At 45.4% G+C, this 16,547-nt stretch carries 13 protein-coding genes and 1 pseudogene; 6 read left to right on the top strand and 8 right to left on the bottom strand.

The genetic code is table 11. The features are described 5' to 3' along the window. Positions 1-345: 345 nt before the first annotated feature. Together ACINK7_RS16610 and ACINK7_RS16605 are read right to left on the bottom strand one after the other, a co-directional pair. Entirely contained in the window at positions 346-1,242 is an 897-nt protein-coding gene (locus ACINK7_RS16610) for a ParB/RepB/Spo0J family partition protein (protein ID WP_404356960.1), read from the bottom strand. 211 nt (positions 1,243-1,453) lie between these two features. Continuing rightward, entirely contained in the window at positions 1,454-2,962 is a 1,509-nt protein-coding gene (locus tag ACINK7_RS16605) for a YfjI family protein (RefSeq protein WP_404356958.1), read from the bottom strand. Between the two features lie 616 nt (positions 2,963-3,578). Here ACINK7_RS16605 and istB point away from each other — a divergent pair. After that, a pseudogene (istB, locus tag ACINK7_RS16600) lies at positions 3,579-4,043 on the top strand (IS21-like element helper ATPase IstB); the annotation flags it as partial. 216 nt (positions 4,044-4,259) lie between these two features. Here the strand turns inward: istB and ACINK7_RS16595 are convergent. From ACINK7_RS16595 to mgtE, 3 genes are all read right to left on the bottom strand, one after another. Further along, on the bottom strand, positions 4,260-4,580 hold the full coding sequence (locus ACINK7_RS16595; protein WP_404356957.1) for a hypothetical protein: 321 nt from the start codon (positions 4,578-4,580) through the stop codon (positions 4,260-4,262). A gap of 335 nt (positions 4,581-4,915) precedes the next feature. Next, positions 4,916-5,395, bottom strand: a complete 480-nt coding sequence (locus ACINK7_RS16590) for an inorganic diphosphatase (protein ID WP_404356955.1) — start codon at positions 5,393-5,395, stop codon at positions 4,916-4,918. A gap of 289 nt (positions 5,396-5,684) precedes the next feature. Continuing rightward, positions 5,685-7,037 carry a magnesium transporter gene (gene mgtE, locus ACINK7_RS16585; RefSeq protein WP_404356953.1) on the bottom strand — a complete coding sequence of 451 codons (1,353 nt, stop codon included), beginning with the start codon at positions 7,035-7,037 and terminating at the stop codon, positions 5,685-5,687. Between the two features lie 692 nt (positions 7,038-7,729). Between mgtE and ACINK7_RS16580 the strand changes: the two genes are divergently transcribed. Continuing rightward, positions 7,730-8,329, top strand: a complete 600-nt coding sequence (locus ACINK7_RS16580; protein WP_404356951.1) for a DUF3365 domain-containing protein — start codon at positions 7,730-7,732, stop codon at positions 8,327-8,329. A 43-nt stretch (positions 8,330-8,372) separates the two neighbouring features. On the opposite strand, the gene ACINK7_RS16575 is transcribed toward ACINK7_RS16580, so the two are convergent. After that, a complete protein-coding gene (locus ACINK7_RS16575) occupies positions 8,373-8,954 on the bottom strand; it encodes a DUF4405 domain-containing protein (RefSeq protein WP_404356949.1) in 582 nt (193 codons plus the stop codon). Positions 8,955-9,013: 59 nt separating this feature from the next. Beyond that, positions 9,014-10,627 carry a SagB/ThcOx family dehydrogenase gene (locus ACINK7_RS16570; RefSeq protein WP_404356947.1) on the bottom strand — a complete coding sequence of 538 codons (1,614 nt, stop codon included), beginning with the start codon at positions 10,625-10,627 and terminating at the stop codon, positions 9,014-9,016. A 106-nt stretch (positions 10,628-10,733) separates the two neighbouring features. On the opposite strand from ACINK7_RS16570, the gene ACINK7_RS16565 reads away from it, so the two are divergent. The 3 genes from ACINK7_RS16565 (at position 10,734) to ACINK7_RS16555 (ending at position 14,793) form a co-directional block, all read left to right on the top strand. After that, positions 10,734-11,342, top strand: coding sequence for a DedA family protein (locus ACINK7_RS16565; protein WP_404356945.1), 609 nt, complete (start codon positions 10,734-10,736; stop codon positions 11,340-11,342). 347 nt (positions 11,343-11,689) lie between these two features. Next, entirely contained in the window at positions 11,690-13,135 is a 1,446-nt protein-coding gene (locus ACINK7_RS16560; RefSeq protein ID WP_404356943.1) for an HDOD domain-containing protein, read from the top strand. Positions 13,136-13,290: 155 nt separating this feature from the next. Further along, on the top strand, positions 13,291-14,793 hold the full coding sequence (locus ACINK7_RS16555) for a VPLPA-CTERM sorting domain-containing protein (protein ID WP_404356941.1): 1,503 nt from the start codon (positions 13,291-13,293) through the stop codon (positions 14,791-14,793). A 568-nt stretch (positions 14,794-15,361) separates the two neighbouring features. On the opposite strand, the gene ACINK7_RS16550 is transcribed toward ACINK7_RS16555, so the two are convergent. Continuing rightward, positions 15,362-15,772 (bottom strand): hypothetical protein, encoded by a 411-nt coding sequence (locus ACINK7_RS16550; protein ID WP_404356940.1) that lies wholly within the window; start codon positions 15,770-15,772, stop codon positions 15,362-15,364. Between the two features lie 479 nt (positions 15,773-16,251). On the opposite strand from ACINK7_RS16550, the gene ACINK7_RS16545 reads away from it, so the two are divergent. Continuing rightward, positions 16,252-16,521, top strand: coding sequence for a hypothetical protein (locus ACINK7_RS16545; RefSeq protein ID WP_404356938.1), 270 nt, complete (start codon positions 16,252-16,254; stop codon positions 16,519-16,521). The last annotated feature ends 26 nt before the right edge of the window (positions 16,522-16,547 follow it).

Genomic DNA, 16,547 nt, shown 5'->3' with positions numbered 1-16,547 from the left:
CTTGATAAGCAGAATCAAATTAATTTAAATTTAAGTAAAATTGAAATCCTGAATTTATACCAAGATAGTGCTGGTTCATATTATTAGCAACATGAAATAGTTTTCTGCTGCTATAAAGAGACACGCCTATTAACCACTAGGCGTGAATTGGAAAATCGAATCATCTGGTTCAAAAAACAATAACCCGTCAAAAAACACCTGCTAATGTTGCTAAATTAGCGGAATTAGCAGCCGAATACAGAGCCACCCAATCGAAATGGGCATGCAGAATGGCAATCTAAGCCCGTCTGCTGGGCTCTGGTAATCGAGTTACCGGTTAGCTTGAGAACCTCCGTGATGCTTCTTTCACGGCGTGCATCGGTCGTCTAAGTTGTCGCAACTTGCGACACTTCCGGAGTGGTCGCTGCGTAAGCCATGGATAAAACGTAGAATCTGGCACCGCTGATCCTCGTCAAATACATCAACACCCAACTCAATGGCCCAGTACTTACCAGTTTGTTTTACCCGTCCAAGCTGGCCGCCATCTTCATCTTCTAGAACGTCTTCAGTGGCAACCTGATTTATCCCGTAGACTTCCTTGAGTTTTTTGTCAACAAATCGAGTGACTTTGGTTTGTTGAAGTTTTCCTTCTTTGAGTAATATCCACGCAGTTTCTAAAAACTTTCGAACTGCGTCGGAATTTTTATGATGGGCTAACATTTTTTTAATTTGCTCTGCGGCAGAACGTGACAATAATGTTGGATCACGATTTAGATCGTTCAAGATGAAATCGGGTAGGCGCTCAAAAGCCAAATAGCGATACATATCGCCACGATTAATGCCAATAGCCTCAGCAAGGTCTTTTTTATTGGGAAAATCATCCTCGATCCTTCGAATCGCTTTGCCTATTTCATAATCAGTTAAATCCTCTCGGGCTATATTTTCAGCTAGAGCTAGAACTGCGTTGCTTTGGTCGCCAACTGTCCGCACTAACGCTTCGATTTGTTGCATTTTCAGAATCAAATGTGCTCGCCATCGTCGCTCACCTGCGATGATCTGATACCGGTCTCCCGATTTTTCAACAATGATCGGCTGAAGCAAGCCGTTTTCCTTGATTGACTGTGTGAGGTTGTCTAATAATTCTTTATTACAATTGATTCTGGGCTGAGCTGGATTTGGATCGATTTGATCGACATCGATCAGACAATATTCTCCTGTGGGGACAGGCGATTGTAATTGTTCTTTAAAATTTGAATTTATCATAGTTTGTGAAAGTTTTAGAGTTTAATATCATGTGCTACTAATACTGTAACCTTTGGTAGTGTCAGCAGCGCGATTACCCCTGGCATTAAAAATTGCTAATAACCCTTTTTTGAGAGTTAAATATTTTGGTGAAAAAACACCATGAGATTAAATACCAGTATTGAGAATGGTCATAAAACCGCCAATCAATGAAGGCTGGCGGTTTAAGAGACTAATACACGGGTAGCAAAGGGGGGCACGATGGATATTGCTGACTAAATAAAGATTGGTGAAGTCCGATTAATTTAGCCTTTCCTTGGACATAGATGCCAATTTTTCCTTGCATTACAAGCGCGTTAATGGCGAATTCTCGTCGCCCCTTATTCGAACGTAGCGAACTTGGACCATACTGAGTGATAAAGCTTTTCAACATGTAGCCGTTACCCGGATGTGTTTGGCTCCATCGGAGAAGAAACTGCTCAAGTGAGTATACATCCTGAACTTCTAGCGGGATTTCCGGTTTTTTACCGAATAGCCGTTTAAATTCGCCGATATACCAGTTACAAACATTTCCGGCAGCTCTTATAGTAAGGAGTGAAATCTCGCCTTCATACCCTTCGAAATAATGAAAAAGGGCAGCCATTCGGCAAAGGGTAATGGTGATTTTCGAAGCAAAATCGGATATATCGACCAGATATCCGCCGGGCTTCAGGTCGTATTCCAATTGGTTATGAAAAAAATACCAGTATTCTTTAGCTTCATCGGAAAGCTTCAGTAGTTTTCTTTCTAACCTACCTTGTTGTAATTCTTGCTCATCTTGGATTAACAACTCGGTAATACGGTTTTGGAATAGATTGAGATGCTCCGTAAATTGAGGCCTATCGCTTAGAAAGCGTTCCCCCTTTGTCGAATAGGGACAAGCCACCAAGCAGCGAGCAAACCAACCACCCCCCCGAGCTTCTTTGCCGCGTCGATTAAGATAGTTTGTGAACACTTCTGGTTGAACTGGAACATTGATCGTAACCCTGGGGCTTTCAACGTTTATGCCAGGCAAATTAAGTCGGTCAACTTGGATTCGGGAACCATCCCAAGCTCGATTTAGCATTTCCAAATCTTTGACAAGATGACCTTTCAGTAGAGTTCCGCCTTCATCGCTGAAAATATAAGCGGTTGGCACATTTTCTGACAAATCCAATGCAAGTTTTCCAGGAGTGGTATTGCTTTGAATAATTTTGTACCTTAACGGCGATATTGATTTACTGGAAAGATGCACTTTCAGTTGTTTCTGAAGCTTTTCCTCCCGGAGGACTAGTTCAGCGCTACGACAAGAATCGCTCGCAGTCACTTTCAATTTTTTTACCTTTTTGATTTCAAATTCAAGGGCATTTTTTTCGATTTCCCAGCTGGTTAAGTCAGCCTGATAATGCGCCAATATTTGGTCTGAATTTTTATTTTGCTCGGCTTCAAAGTCCCTGAATGGCTTATTAAACATCCGATCTGTGGGGGATTTTCCCTCGCCAGAATCAGCGACCAAAATGAAATTCAAGCTAACCGGTGATCGAGAGCCATACGGCAGCTCCACGTCAACTTGGTTTTGGCAGGAGGCGGAGAGCGCTGCAAGGGACGAATTCACGATCAATGGGATCGGAAAACCCGTGTTAGTGTCCGCTTCCAACACCACATTTTTGATCAAGGGCGGGAGAGATTGGACAGGGAAGTTGTTTGGATTGAACTGATTCATTTGAATTTACCTCTTTAAAAAGAATCGCCCGTTTGCCAAATCGCTAAAGAGTATTGGCGACTTTTTGACGATTTTAATGTGGGCTACGTTTGGCTTTATTAGGTTTGCGAACGAAAAGCCAAATAGTAACTAGTTGATAATTAAAGAAATAAAATAAGACGAAGGCACTTTTAATGCGATGGTCGTGCGTTCGAATCGCACACGACCCACCACCAAATACTTAATAAAACAACCAGTTAGCTTTTTCGGGGCGACTGGTTTTTTTATGCCTTGTGTTTTTATGTGGCCAAAATGTGTCCCGGTGTGCCAGAAATGTTAGCTGCTAGGTGTTCTGGTGTTAATCAGCGTGCAAAACTTACCAGGGTTCTGGGGAAAACAGCGTTGAAAAGTTGCCGGCCCAGTTGTTTCAATAACCGGTTTTTAGCCGGAGAATCCTGGAGTGTTATACATGGATATCATTGCCGAAATCCAAAGGGTCTTTTGTCAGTGGGGAATCCATCAGTTCGATCGCAAGGTCATTGAAGATTTCCTGTCCTACCGTTAGAAAACATCTCACCACAACAAGCGAGCCGGTTTATCAGCGAGAAATTCAGCCGTCACCTAAATTGGGCGACTAATGGAATTAGCCCATAATCTAATACTGGTCGGCGGCACCGGAACCGGAAAAACGCATCTCGCCACGGCCCTGGGAATAGCCGCGATCCACCGAGGCAATCGTGTCCGTTTCTTTAATGCGGTGGATCTAGTCAACTGTTTGCAGCAAGAAAAACAGTTAGAGCGAACCGGAACCTTAGCTCGCAAGCTGATTCAAGTCGATGCCGTCATTCTCGACGAACTCGGATACCTACCGTTTCCGGAATCCGGTGGCGCACTCTTGTTTCATCTGATCAGCCAGCTATATGAACGCACATCCTTGATTATCACAACCAATCTCAAGTTCAGTGAATGGGTTCAGGTGTTTGGCGATGCCAAAATGACAACAGCGCTCTTAGACCGGATTACGAATCATTGCGACATCCTGGAAACCGGCAATGAATCTTATCGATTCAAGCATCGAAAAACCGGTATTAAAACCCATTAACTTACTAAACCTATGGGAATTTTTGGACGCTGATTGACACCGGCATTAGGTAAGCGCAGCGTACCTACAATTCACTTTGGATTTATAAGCGCTTCCGGTAGTGGTGGGTAGTTTTCAACTATTACCGCATACATAGCTTAAATTAATGGCAGTGACGCAAATCGTGAGAACGATAATTACCGGGGGCTGAATAGTTACGATTAGTGTTCATTTAACTTACGGCTTATCGTCATCAGAAACAACGGTGTATTCAGCGGTAATGCTATCGGGCTCGGATTGGGATTGCCGAACCGATTTTTGCTGAGCGCTTTTGATCAGTCGCCACGCTTTGAAGCCCACAATACTCAACGGGATCAACAATACGGCAAAAAACACGGACAAGACCAGAGCGCCGACGACAGCTGCTGCGATCATGGCCGGAATAGCCAGGATTTTGGCGAGGCTAGAATTGGAATTTTCTTCGACGTGATATTCAAGTCGCCGTTGGGGGTCGTTTGTCGTGCCAATACGAATGGTTCGTTTGTAAATTCTAAACATGAGTCGGAGCCGAGGGAATGCCGAAAAGGTGATTGAAAGGAATAATAGCGAAAACCTGGAGCATAAAAATGTCGGTGAATCTGCGTGATGACACAACAAACTCACCGACGTTTTACTATCTCCGTAACTTACGACTAGCGATGAAAGCCAGAGTTCCTTCAAGAGTTATACCTTTCGCACTTCAATTTCGGCAGTGTTTAAAGAAGTTCAAGGGTGATCGGTCCCTCACCTAGCGCTAGGTGAGGGACCTACATGGACGTATTCACGGCGTCCTTTGACGGTCACCCCGGTGCCGAATTTTGATCTACGGGTATAGCAACCAGCCAGTCCAATGTTTAAACTGCATTCTTGCCCTGATGAATACAGGGTATTGCTCTGGCTAGTGCGCTTGCAGCATCGTGCCAGCCTTCACAGCTGTTGTGCCCCTTGCGCCCCTTGATTAAATTCAGCAGATATTTGGCCTTGGCATAAACCATGAAAAACAGAAGAATAAGCCGCTGTTGTCTCACAGAGATGGGTTTCTGAGCGCATATCAGTTTATCTTCATAAATGCCTCCATCGATCATTCCAACGGTTCCCCATGCATAAACTGAAATCGATGCTCCTAAAGGAAGACGCGGTCCCAGCACGACCGCATCCAAAAAATCGCTGTCCGTACCGATATAAGCCGGAATTGAGCCGTAGTTGAATGGACAGGGCAACGGAGAGATAAAGTCCAGCTTTCCAGTGGAACCCCGCTTTAAAAAGCTGCCGCGAGGCGTTTCAATAATGACATTAACCAAAGGGGCTTGTTCTAGAGTGTTTAAAGATTGCATCTGAAATATATAATCCGTCGTAGATCGAAATTTGGCACCGGGGTGCCCGTTAGGGGCTGGTTAAATACGTCCGTGCTTTATACCAGAAATCCTTTATCTCACCCCCGTCACTGTCGACCTTTTCCGCCGAGTCCTAACAGCGTTGCCCGGATGGAGCGTAGCGCAATCCGGGAAGCTCGGAGCTGCGCCATTCCCCTATTCCGCTGCGCTGCATACGGGCTACATGCTTTAATAGCAGCTTGGAAAAGGGCAGAAGTGGATTGGCCTATTTTAGCTTGATAAGTATGGATTAAGGCGCCGGCAAATGCAGTATCCAATTTGCTATCCAAAAATAAATCAGCACGCCGGAGGCGTCGGCGATCGTCGTGACTAAGGGCGCGCTAGCGGTGGCAGGATCCCAGCCCAATCGGTTCAAGATAAAAGGCAGACAGAGCCCCACCAGGCTTCCGATCATTACGATACAGATCATGCTCAGTGCGACCACCCAGGCAATGTCGAAGCCGCCCCGATAAACGCCGAGCAATGAAACGGTAGCGGCCATGGTTAGGCCCAATCCGCTTGCAACGGCGATTTCTTTCAGTAGCAATTTTCCCCAGTCGCTGATTGCGACATCGCCGGTGGCAATGCCGCGCACGACCAGTGTCGCGGCTTGCGATCCGGCGTTGCCGCCGCTGCCGATGAGTAGCGGTAAAAAGAATACCAGTACGACATAAGCGGCAATCGTATCTTCGTAATAAGCGATTCCAGCACCGGAAATTAAATTACCGAAGACCAAGAGCAGTAACCAGAGAATGCGCTTGCGGTAAAGCGTAAATAACCTCGCATCGCGAAAGTTGCCGGCCAATGGGCCGATCGTTGCGCCTCTGTGCATGTCTTCGGTTGCCTCTGCCTCGGCAACGTCCATTGCATCGTCATAGGTAATGATGCCGACCAAACGCTCGTCATCGTCGACGACCGGCAAGCTTAGTAAATCGTAACGACTGATTAATTTAGCGGCATCTTCTTGCTTGGCGGATAGCTTTGTTTTGACCATGTCGGTAGTTATGACATCCTTAATTTGCGCTTCCGGTTTGTTCATGATCAGTTCGCGTAACGATAACGTGCCGATTAAACGATATTGAGCGTCGACGGTATATATTTGGTATATCAATTCGGCGCTAGGAGCGCTTTTGCGAATAACGTCGAGTGCTTCGCCGACTGTGATTTTGGCAGGTACGGTCATATAATCGCTGGTCATGATCGCGCCGGCTGTGCCTTCTTCGTAACTCGCTAGGCGTCTGAGTGCTTCGCGTTCGGCATGAGCGATCTTACGCAGTACGCGATCGTGACGGTGTTCAGGCAAAACATGGAGCAAATCGGCACCTTCGTCGGCGTCGAGATGACGTAGCAACTGCGATACTTCCTTATCGGTCATTGCGGTGGTTAATTGTGATTGCCAGTCGACCGGTAAATGCCCGAAAACCGACGCACGTTGCACAACCGGTAAGTACATCAAAAGTTCGCGTGCACCATCGACCGGAACGGTTTGCAGCAGTTCGGCCAGGTCGACAGCTTGAAACTCTTCTAGAAATTGACGAACGGCTTGGTAATCTTTACGCTCAATCGCACGGCGCAAGTAGTCGTTCAGGATGGCGGTCGGCATATTTATGTCTCTTTTTATTTGCGAACGCGTTTGCCCGCAGCGGAAACAAACTGAATTAGGTTGTCGCTACTCCCTTTTGATCGCAAGACCGTCTAGGAATAAAAGGTATGGGATATGTCTATCGAGGACCGCCGTTCACCCGGCACCTAAATTCCATAGCCCATTGGCTATGATTAATTAGCTGGGATAATTTAGATGCTGGGCGGTAAACCCATCCATGGAGGCTTGACGGCAGCGCTCGAACGCCAGGGATGTCGGCAGCCACACCCCATAACTTCACAAAGGTAGCCATTTTTTGAGTATAAAGGGAGTAAAGTAGCGGGAAAGGAATGCGCGTTAGACATTATAAAGGGATTGTGTAAATCTATTATAATATTTCGACTGGAACTTTCCATAACCGGCTCGTTGGATAGCGCTGATCAATTCAGCTCACATAGCTTATTAAATAAGTCTCATAATTTTAAATCTTTGATTTATAAATATTATTTATTCTCTGCGTTGTTTTAGGCTTATTATTGGGATATGAAGATGATACGGATTAGATGGCTTATCTCGAATTTTTGTTGTCTTGATAGTTCAGGTTATTACGATATTTTTATTCTTTTCGTAATGGCCCCCTCTTGTCAAAGGGCGAATTGAGGGGCTTAAAGTCATGTCAGCCTTATTCAACTTTTCCATATCAGGAGCATAAAATGCCAAAATTCATGACTAAAAGTCTTTTGATTTTAATCGCTTCGGCTTCTTCGACATGTGTCTTTGCCGACAGCCCAAAAGAGCAAATTCATTATCTGGAACAAAGTCGTGCAACAGCCCATGAGTTCATGCAGTCGCTGGGTAGAAAGCTGAAATCCTTACTGGAAACAGCCGACAAGGAAAACGCGTTCATTGTTTGTAAACAAATTGCGCCGGCAATGGCAGCCGATTATTCGAAAGACGGGTGGATTGTGAAACGGGTATCGCTTAAATCGCGCAACAAATCGATGGGAGTTCCTGATACCTGGGAGCGGCGGGAGTTGGAAGGTTTTGATAGGCATCACTTGTCTGGAGAACCTACCGACGAGCTCGAAATGTCCGCAATCGTAGATGAAGTGGATGGGCTTTGGTTTCGTTACCTGAAAGCCATACCGACTCAGCCGATGTGTTTGCAATGTCATGGTAAAGCGGAAGATATACCTGATGGGGTTAAAACGATATTGGCGCATGAATACCCGAATGACGACGCAATAAATTATAGTGTCGGCGAAATACGCGGTGCGATTTCGATTAAACGCCAGATATTTGCTCATGAATAGAAAAAATGTTTTTGGGGGCAACTATTCCGATATAGAGCCTTTTTTATTCTCTATAGTCGATTACGGCTTTTCTAACATCGCTGATCGTGAAGTTGTATTGTCTGCTTAATGGACCTAGTTTTGACGTTTTGTTCGTTGTTTCGGGTAAATTAAGGCTTTCAAGTATATATTCGATCGGTACGCCAGCTGTCTCCGCTGTCTCTGTTAAAGTCATGCTGCCTCGTATTGTTAGAGGTCCGTTATTCCATGCACGTATTTGTTTGCCGGATGCTCCCGATATTTCAATCGGTGCGACTAGCGGCGCAGCGGCGAAAGCGATCAAAGTCAGTACGCCGACTAGGCCCAGTCCTAAGCGCAGTCCCGACCCTTCCGTAACACGTCCCGAAATGAAGCCGACAACCCAACGCCAATGCAGTAATAAGTGTAACGCCAATATCGCGAAAAAAAGTACCGATACCCAGAAATGAACGGTTCCCCATTGATGACGGTCAATCCCCCAAATTGTCGCGAAACGCCCGCTACCGGGCGGTAACAGATAGCGTAGCAGCACCCCGGTCGTGGTGAGAAAAACAAAACCCGCGAAGGCTGCTATATCGATGATGAAATTTAAATGGCTACGTTTCATTGTCGGTTTATCCGCAAATGCTTGAAAGGTTACTGCTTGAGCTTTGCTCTTCAAAAAGCTTAACGTGGTTCATTGTGTAGATGAAAATACGGCGCCAGCGTTTGAAGTCTGCTGTCTTCTAATGGCTTGCCGATCGTAAAATGATAAATGCTTTGTAGGCCGGTGTCGTTTATTCCCAGAACCTCGTGTACCGCTTCATCAAAAAAGCAGCCGATGCCGGTTCCGCGCATTCCTATGGCTTCGGCTTCAAGATATAATGCTTGGCCGACCAAGCCGCTTTCCCAAAATCGACGGCGATATTGCCACGGTTCTTTTGCCAATTCATCGCCGAACTCTGCGACCATCGCTAAACTGAAGGCGCTATCGGCGGCGATATCTTGATGGCACGATAGCGTTTTGGCTGCGCGACGGCAATCGGCGTTGAGTAAGTTGTACAGTTTTAATGTTTCAGGCGCGCTTTCGACCTTTTGCCAAGTAAATTCGGGGCGAGTGCTTTCCTTCAGTATTTCAAGGCTTGCCTGATTCCGCGGTAGGGCGTAGAGACCCGGTTGCAAGCCTTCGACGCGATGCACGAATAAAAATAAATGAATTTTCGCAGGCCAACGCCAAAGGTCGAAGGGGATTAGGTTTTCAGGCATCGTGACTTGCAAAATGCGATAAAAATGATTTAGCTCGATCGGAGTTTGACCGTCGAAATGTTGAGCGCTACGCCGCTGCCGAATGATTTCGAACGCGCTTGTGGAAGCGTTTGTTAATTGGGGCGATACGGCCATCGCCGGATGCCGGTGGTTTTCTTCTGTGACGGGTTTGGCAGCAGCTTGCGCTGCTGAATCGATTAACGGCCAATGAAAATGGTGGTAACGGCTCAAGCGATTGGCCTTGCCAAACCAATTGTCGATGCTAAGTTCAGCTAGGTAGCGACTAACCGATTCGTCCGGAGATATCTGAGAGCCGGCGTGAATTCGGCATAATAAGTCGGGGGCTTCGTTTTCCTCTGCAATGAACTCATCGTGGCGGTCCAGACCTAATAGTCGCGCAATCGCTTCGTCGCCGCATTCGGCCAGCAGTTCGACCGACCAACCCAGAGTGGCGGCTGCATAGCGCAACGCGCCTAGTGCATGGCCGATGTCATGTTGGCAATAGCGAAATGCGCGTTCGCCGTATTTCCAGGCTTCCCGCCAATGGATAGAGCTCAAACCGATCAATATCCCGCTAAATGCCGGCGTCTGACGCCAATTACCGCGCATTTCCAAGACATGGTCGTGACTCAAATAATGATAAACACCGGGCGGAAGGTCTGTGTCCACTGTATTGATTAGATAGGCTTCGGTCGGATGGAGATTACCGCTGGACGGGTTGCAGCGCAGAGCCCAACGATCCTCGCCGTATTGTTTCCAGGCGGAAAGTCCGAAGCTCAATGCCATCATAAGACCCAGGTTATTTCGGTTGAATGGCTGTGCTGTTATTAGATCGGGGTTTCGAAGCTCGTTATAGGTTGGTGAGGGGGTGTTTTTGGGTAAAGGCAGTTGAAATCGTTCGCTGCCTTCGAAACGTCTGAACGGGTCCGGTTGATCGGCCCAATCGAGTCCGTTTGGGCCTTTGGCATAACGGTCCAAATGGTGTTTGGTTCGTTGGTGATATTCCAGTATGCTGTTGAGTTGGGGTGGTGTCATGCTTGTTTCAGAAGTGAGTGATCGACAAACCGATTTTAAAACACTCTGCATGGCTCTGCCATGACGAGGCAAATAAATTTTAAACATATTTATACTTGATTAATTCATGGAAACGCTGATAGCTCTCATCCAAGCTCATATTGAACACGCTCATTTTATTATTTTCGGATCGCTGTTGTTGGCGGGTCTCAATATTCCGGTATCCGAGGATGCAATGCTGTTTATTTCGGGGGTATTGGCAAGGCAGTATCCGGATCAATTGCCTTATTTATTTGCCGCAGTCTATCTAGGTGCTTACGGTTCGGATTTGATCTGCTATAGTTTGGGGCGAATTGTCGGGCCTAAAATCGTACATATTCGTTTTTTTGCTAAAATGGTGCCTCCAAAAAGGGTCGAAAAGATTCATGCCTATTACGAAAGTCACGGTATTGCAACGCTGATATTAGGGCGCTTTATTCCTTTTGGGGTTAGAAACGGGCTGTTTTTGTGCGCGGGGCTAGGTAAGATGAGTTTTATCAAGTTTGCATTGGCGGACTTATTAGCTTGCACGATTTCGACGGTTGTATTCTTCTCGCTGTACTATCATTACGGGAAGGTAGTCGTGTCATATGTCATGCAAGCGAATATCGTAGTATTTGTTTTAGCGGCAATTATCGGGAGCTATTTGTTTTTTCATGTTAAACAACGGCGTAGGAAAGGGAAAAATATTTGCTAATGATAGGTTGTCAGCGGGCAAGTATTCAGTGCTTTCTTCCAAAAAGAGAGGATAGGGGAGGTTATTTAAATAATATCCCCTGTTTCAAGGAATAGCCAAAGTTCTAACTTGTTTTAAATACAGGGGGTGAGCACTAAGCTTCAGCGGTGATTGAGCTAAGCATTTCGTGATAAAAAATTTCCTTGATCTATGAGTTTAGTAGCCGGTTCGGTTAGCAATTCCCAATTTGAAGCTAAAAAAGAGTGCGGGATGTATGTGCTTGGCGAAAATGACTGTCTGTCGAGCAGCCGCGCCATATTCTGATTGCGCGCTTTAATAGTTAAAGAATAATTACAACATAGCTAAGCATGAAAATACAGGGCGCTGAAATTAAAGGTGAGCCTCGGTCGCTTGAGGATTGGACATCAGTATTGCGCGATCGGGAAATGCCGGTATTTTCCGATACCGTGCAGAGTATCAACTATATTTTAGAGGACGAAAAGAAAGGCGCGATGGAACTGGCTCCTGTGATACTTCAAGATCCTAATCTAACCGCAAAGCTATTAAAGCTAAGTAATAGTATCTATTACAACCCTTCGCGAAAACAGATGGTGACCGTATCTCGGGCCATTGTGATTCTCGGTATCGAGGTCATTCGAGAGCTGACGCTGGCTTGCTCGCTTTTTGAAGCGATTTTGTTGCCGAATAACAGGCAACGCGCCAATGAAGAAATCGCCAAAGCTATTCATGCGGCAGTTCAGGCCAAGGCTTTGGCGATCGCAGCGAAAGATCCTTCGCCCGAAGAAGTTTTTATCGCAGCGTTGCTCAAAAATATCGGAAGCATCGCCTTTTGGTGTTTTTGCGGAGCACAGGGCGATAGAATTCAGGCTTTGCTGAAAAATGGCCTAAGCAACGAAGCGGCCGAAAAGCAAGTGCTGGGTTTCAAACTGGCTGATTTGGATATTTCATTGTGCAAAACTTGGAATTTAAAAGGTTTGATCGAAGCGGCTATTAAAAAAAGTACCAGAGACGTTGATCCGCGTGTTAAATTCGTTCGCGTCGGCTGCGAAGTCGTCGAAGCGTTACGAGAAGGAGTCGGTACCCAAAGTTATTACGCCTGTGTCGAAAAAATCGAGACCATGACAGGCCAATCGAAAGAAGCGATTGAGGCGGGTCTCCGTAAAAATACCGACATTGCGGCAAACATTGCTTGCCATTTCGGCGCAACGGAGGCTTCGAATTTAATTCAACATAATGTTCGGCAAAATTCCGAATCGAATGCATCGGCGCAAAATGTGGATCGAAAAGTCTTGCAATTTCAAATTTTGCAAGATATTACCGCAATATTAAGCGGAAGAATCGATATCAATCTGTTGCTTGAAACCGTATTGGAGGGTATTCAACGTGGAATCGGCATGGATCGGACCATTTTCGCTCTTTTAACAAAAGATAAAAATGCATTGTTGGAGAAAGTGGCTTTGGGTTGGCGTAAGGATAGTTATTTACAAAAGATTCGCTTTGAGCTTAGTAAGTCTCCGCCTAATTTGTTTTTTCAAGCGATTGCCAATCACGAGGGTTATTGGATAAACCCGAAAGAAAACAAATATTTGTATAGCGCAAGCGATGTTAAGACGATCGGTATACAATCTTGTTTATTGATGGCTGTTTGTTCAGGCGACAAACCTATCGGCCTAATTTATTGCGATCGAGCCTACAGCAATCTCGAATTGACCGAGGATGATCTCAAGGCGTTCAAACATTTTGTTCAACAGGCTAATATTGGTCTATCTCTCTACCGTATGCAAGCGAGGTAAGGTCTTGATAGGGGCACTTTGGATTTCGTGAAAAATAACTTCCTGGTGCTATGAGTTTTGTAGCGTTCCTCGACAGCACACCCTAGGATCGTCGAAACTGCTCGAACTGGAAATTGCAGCAATGAACATTCCTCTTTTTAATGATCGGTAGCAAAATGAAAAAGCTGAAATTTTGGGTTCTTCCTTTTTTCTTATTAACGGTCCAAGCTCAAGCCGATTATCGTGACGATATTGGTTATAACCAATTGCTATCGGAATTGAGAATGAACACTCCCGATGGTGCCGGCATTAAAGTCACACAAGTTGAGGCCGCCGTAGGCGCAACCGATTTCAATGTCGGCTTCTGGATGCCGAATACGGTTAGTACTCAGTTCACAGGGAAAATAATAGTAGATCAATCGGTTCCTCCCTCGAATGGTCTGTCTTCGCATGCGACAGGCGTTGCGCAGTTGTTCTATGGAAATACCGGTTCTATGGCTCCGGGTATCATTGAGGTCGACATTTATTCGGCAAGCAACTGGCTGCAGAGTGGATTTTTGAGTGCAGGCTCAATTCTTGTTCCATCCGTTAGCGGTAGCCGTATTGCTAATCATAGCTGGGTCGGAGAGTTGGTTAATACGCATGATGTTTTGGATATTTTGCACCGCATCGATTGGCTGGTCGACGAAGATGAATTTATTCAAGTTGTCGGTGTAAATAACGGATCGGTTCAAAAGCCTCTGATCAGTAATGCCTTTAATGTGATTGCGGTCGGTCGTACCGACGGTCAGCATGAAAAAGGCACTATGGCGCTGGATTCGGTTTATGCATCGGATAGGTCGGGACACGATCTGGTGGTTCCTTTTGGTACGACGAGCAGTGCGACCGCCGCGGTTTCCGGGGCTGCTGCGATGCTAATCGAACAAGCGCAAACCATCGCGGAGGGACCGGCTGCCGTGATCAGCAATGGAGACACGATCTATAACGGCGAACGTTCGGAAGTTATCAAAGCGATCATGATGGCCGGTGCCGACCGAGCGACCCAAAATTTTCATACGATAGCGCAGATTACAGACTATCGCGCCGACGCGATAAACCAAGCCCAAAATGGTCTCGATGTGCGATTCGGAGCAGGCCAACTGAATGTCTACAATAATTATCAAATTATGGATGCCGGCCAACAAAGTAGCATGCAAGACCAAGGATCTGCAGCCGTCAATTGGCTTGGCTGGGATTACGATACGAGTTTTGGCGGCGCACAGGGTAGTAACGACGTCGCTTCTTACTCTTTTGCAACGACCGCGGTCGACGGAATGCAACTGTCGGTATCGTTGGTTTGGAATATCGATATCGGGGATAACCGTAGTCCCGGTTTTAATCCCTCTGCCAAACTCCATAATCTGGATTTGTTTATATATGATGTAACCGACGGCAACGAGGATCTCTTTGCAAGCTCAACCAGCGCTATTGATAATACAGAGAATTTGTGGGTCGTTCTGGACGGTGGACGGGACTATGAGTTGAGGGTAGTTGCAGTGGACGATGAGGATTTTAACTGGGATTTTGCACTAGCTTGGCGCGTATCTTCTTTCACTCCTGTGCCTTTGCCGGCTGGGTTTTGGTTTTTTCTGACAGGATTATTGGGTTTGGTCCGCTTTAGATTTCGTTCGGGATCGTAAAGGTTTCTATAAACGCGCACGGTCATAAAAGGGTGCAGTTGCTCGATAGGAAGGATCTGGGGTTGCAGCTTCCTGTCAAATGAGTCACCGAAACTCCAGAAAGCTTAGTGTTTTGGGAAGTGATTTTGCACATATTCCTTACCGTTGACCTTCACAAGGCGAAAGGCAAAAAAAAGAGTTGGAAAATCCTATTTTCCAACTCTCAAAGCACGGAAGCATTAGGGGGAAATTGCTTCCTATCGGCAAGAACTTAATCTGATGGAATGTTCCCCTTCATCAGTTTATATTTTTCGTACGTCAAATTTCGGTATTGGTATATAAAGACGCCGGGGTGTTCGGCGAATTATTGCTCATGCAAAATCCGAATGTCCGTTCTCCGTGGCAATCCATTTTGGCGAGGGTTCAAGCCTAAGCATGGTCGTTTGACGCGTTCCCCAGTGCCGAAATTTGGCTTGCAAATGGGAGTGTCGCATATATTTAAGTGTCATCGACGGGACCAAGCTTTTATTCCCTGGCTTTAGGTAGCGGGTATGGCGTTTTAACTAAAGCCTTTTTGAATCGGGAGAATTTATAAAACGATTACGGCGACAAATGCCGCGCCGAGCGAGCAACCGGAAATCATTTTGATTTTTTTACTAAACGGCAATACCTTCCAATTTAATGTTGCCTGTTCGCGGGTTTTAAACAACCAATCCGGGAATTCAGCTTTGATGTTGAAATATAATTGTTTTGAATAATGATAGAACCAATAAGCGGCGCCAATAAACAGACCCCACATGATGTAAAAAACGATAACCTGAGTCGTGTGCCGGCTGGTATGAAAAAGATGCTCGACAATTTCATCCAATGCTAATTCAAGCACTTCAAATAAGCCTATAACAAGCGATTCCAGTAACCAAAAAGCGGTTCCGGGCATGATCAGGATAGCCGCCAATGCGGACATAATAATTGCGATTTTTATATTGGTCGATAATGTCATGTCTGCTTTACCGTAAAAAATTAGTTAATCAAAATACATATCGATTTTTCGGACTGCTTTAAATCTTAAAATTCGAAAATGACTTGAAATTTGTTTTTTTTGGTTCGATGGTATTGTATCGATACTTCCTTTCATCAACCTTTCACGGAAATTGGTGGTCTTCAGGATTGATCCTCGCAAGATACAGTTCATCCCTTTTATCCCTAGCCGGTTTTTCGATCAAAAAAGAGTAAATTGTTTCTGTTGTTGATAGCCATTGGATACAGGTAAATTTGATGGTTGCCCCCCGTCTTCACATTGTTAAAGGCGCTTCATATCTTCAAGTCGAGGCTCTATTGAAAGTATGGGATTAATTAATCTTTGCGCGTCTTAAAAAGTCGGATACTATTTTTGTTTTTATTCAATGGTTTTTGTGCTGGGTGAGTAAGTCGGTTACTTGGTAAGATAGAGCGATATTCATTAGCGGTCGGAGAAATAAAATGAAAGAAGACTTATCCAAAACCGAGCTTTCAATATTAAAAGCTATCGATGCTTGGCATGAGCATATTCGGCCGCTTTTTGAAAATGAACAAGATTGCCCCGACTGTCCGAAACGTTTTATTTATGGCTGTTTTTGTAGCTTCGAACGATTGGTTATCGAGCAATCTTTAGAGGGTTTGATCGAAAAAGGTATTTTATCCCAGATTCAATGCACTAAGGACTCCACGGAATATTGTTACCGAGTAATGGTTAATGTTAATAACCAATAATGGTAATTGTTTAGAGTTTTAATGGC

Origin of the sequence: Methylotuvimicrobium sp. KM1, from assembly GCF_044788715.1 — a bacterium.
Classification (GTDB): domain Bacteria; phylum Pseudomonadota; class Gammaproteobacteria; order Methylococcales; family Methylomonadaceae; genus Methylotuvimicrobium.
This window is presented reverse-complemented; position numbering and strand designations above follow the sequence as displayed.

What these genes read in the sequence shown, in the direction of transcription:
- ACINK7_RS16610 (WP_404356960.1), bottom strand. Translation starts at nt 1,242, where the DNA reads ATGATAAATTCAAATTTTAAAGAACAATTACAATCGCCTGTCCCCACA.
- ACINK7_RS16605 (WP_404356958.1), bottom strand. Translation starts at nt 2,962, where the DNA reads ATGAATCAGTTCAATCCAAACAACTTCCCTGTCCAATCTCTCCCGCCC.
- ACINK7_RS16595 (WP_404356957.1), bottom strand. Translation starts at nt 4,580, where the DNA reads ATGTTTAGAATTTACAAACGAACCATTCGTATTGGCACGACAAACGAC.
- ACINK7_RS16590 (WP_404356955.1), bottom strand. Translation starts at nt 5,395, where the DNA reads ATGCAATCTTTAAACACTCTAGAACAAGCCCCTTTGGTTAATGTCATT.
- mgtE (WP_404356953.1), bottom strand. Translation starts at nt 7,037, where the DNA reads ATGCCGACCGCCATCCTGAACGACTACTTGCGCCGTGCGATTGAGCGT.
- ACINK7_RS16580 (WP_404356951.1), top strand. Translation starts at nt 7,730, where the DNA reads ATGCCAAAATTCATGACTAAAAGTCTTTTGATTTTAATCGCTTCGGCT.
- ACINK7_RS16575 (WP_404356949.1), bottom strand. Translation starts at nt 8,954, where the DNA reads ATGAAACGTAGCCATTTAAATTTCATCATCGATATAGCAGCCTTCGCG.
- ACINK7_RS16570 (WP_404356947.1), bottom strand. Translation starts at nt 10,627, where the DNA reads ATGACACCACCCCAACTCAACAGCATACTGGAATATCACCAACGAACC.
- ACINK7_RS16565 (WP_404356945.1), top strand. Translation starts at nt 10,734, where the DNA reads ATGGAAACGCTGATAGCTCTCATCCAAGCTCATATTGAACACGCTCAT.
- ACINK7_RS16560 (WP_404356943.1), top strand. Translation starts at nt 11,690, where the DNA reads ATGAAAATACAGGGCGCTGAAATTAAAGGTGAGCCTCGGTCGCTTGAG.
- ACINK7_RS16555 (WP_404356941.1), top strand. Translation starts at nt 13,291, where the DNA reads ATGAAAAAGCTGAAATTTTGGGTTCTTCCTTTTTTCTTATTAACGGTC.
- ACINK7_RS16550 (WP_404356940.1), bottom strand. Translation starts at nt 15,772, where the DNA reads ATGACATTATCGACCAATATAAAAATCGCAATTATTATGTCCGCATTG.
- ACINK7_RS16545 (WP_404356938.1), top strand. Translation starts at nt 16,252, where the DNA reads ATGAAAGAAGACTTATCCAAAACCGAGCTTTCAATATTAAAAGCTATC.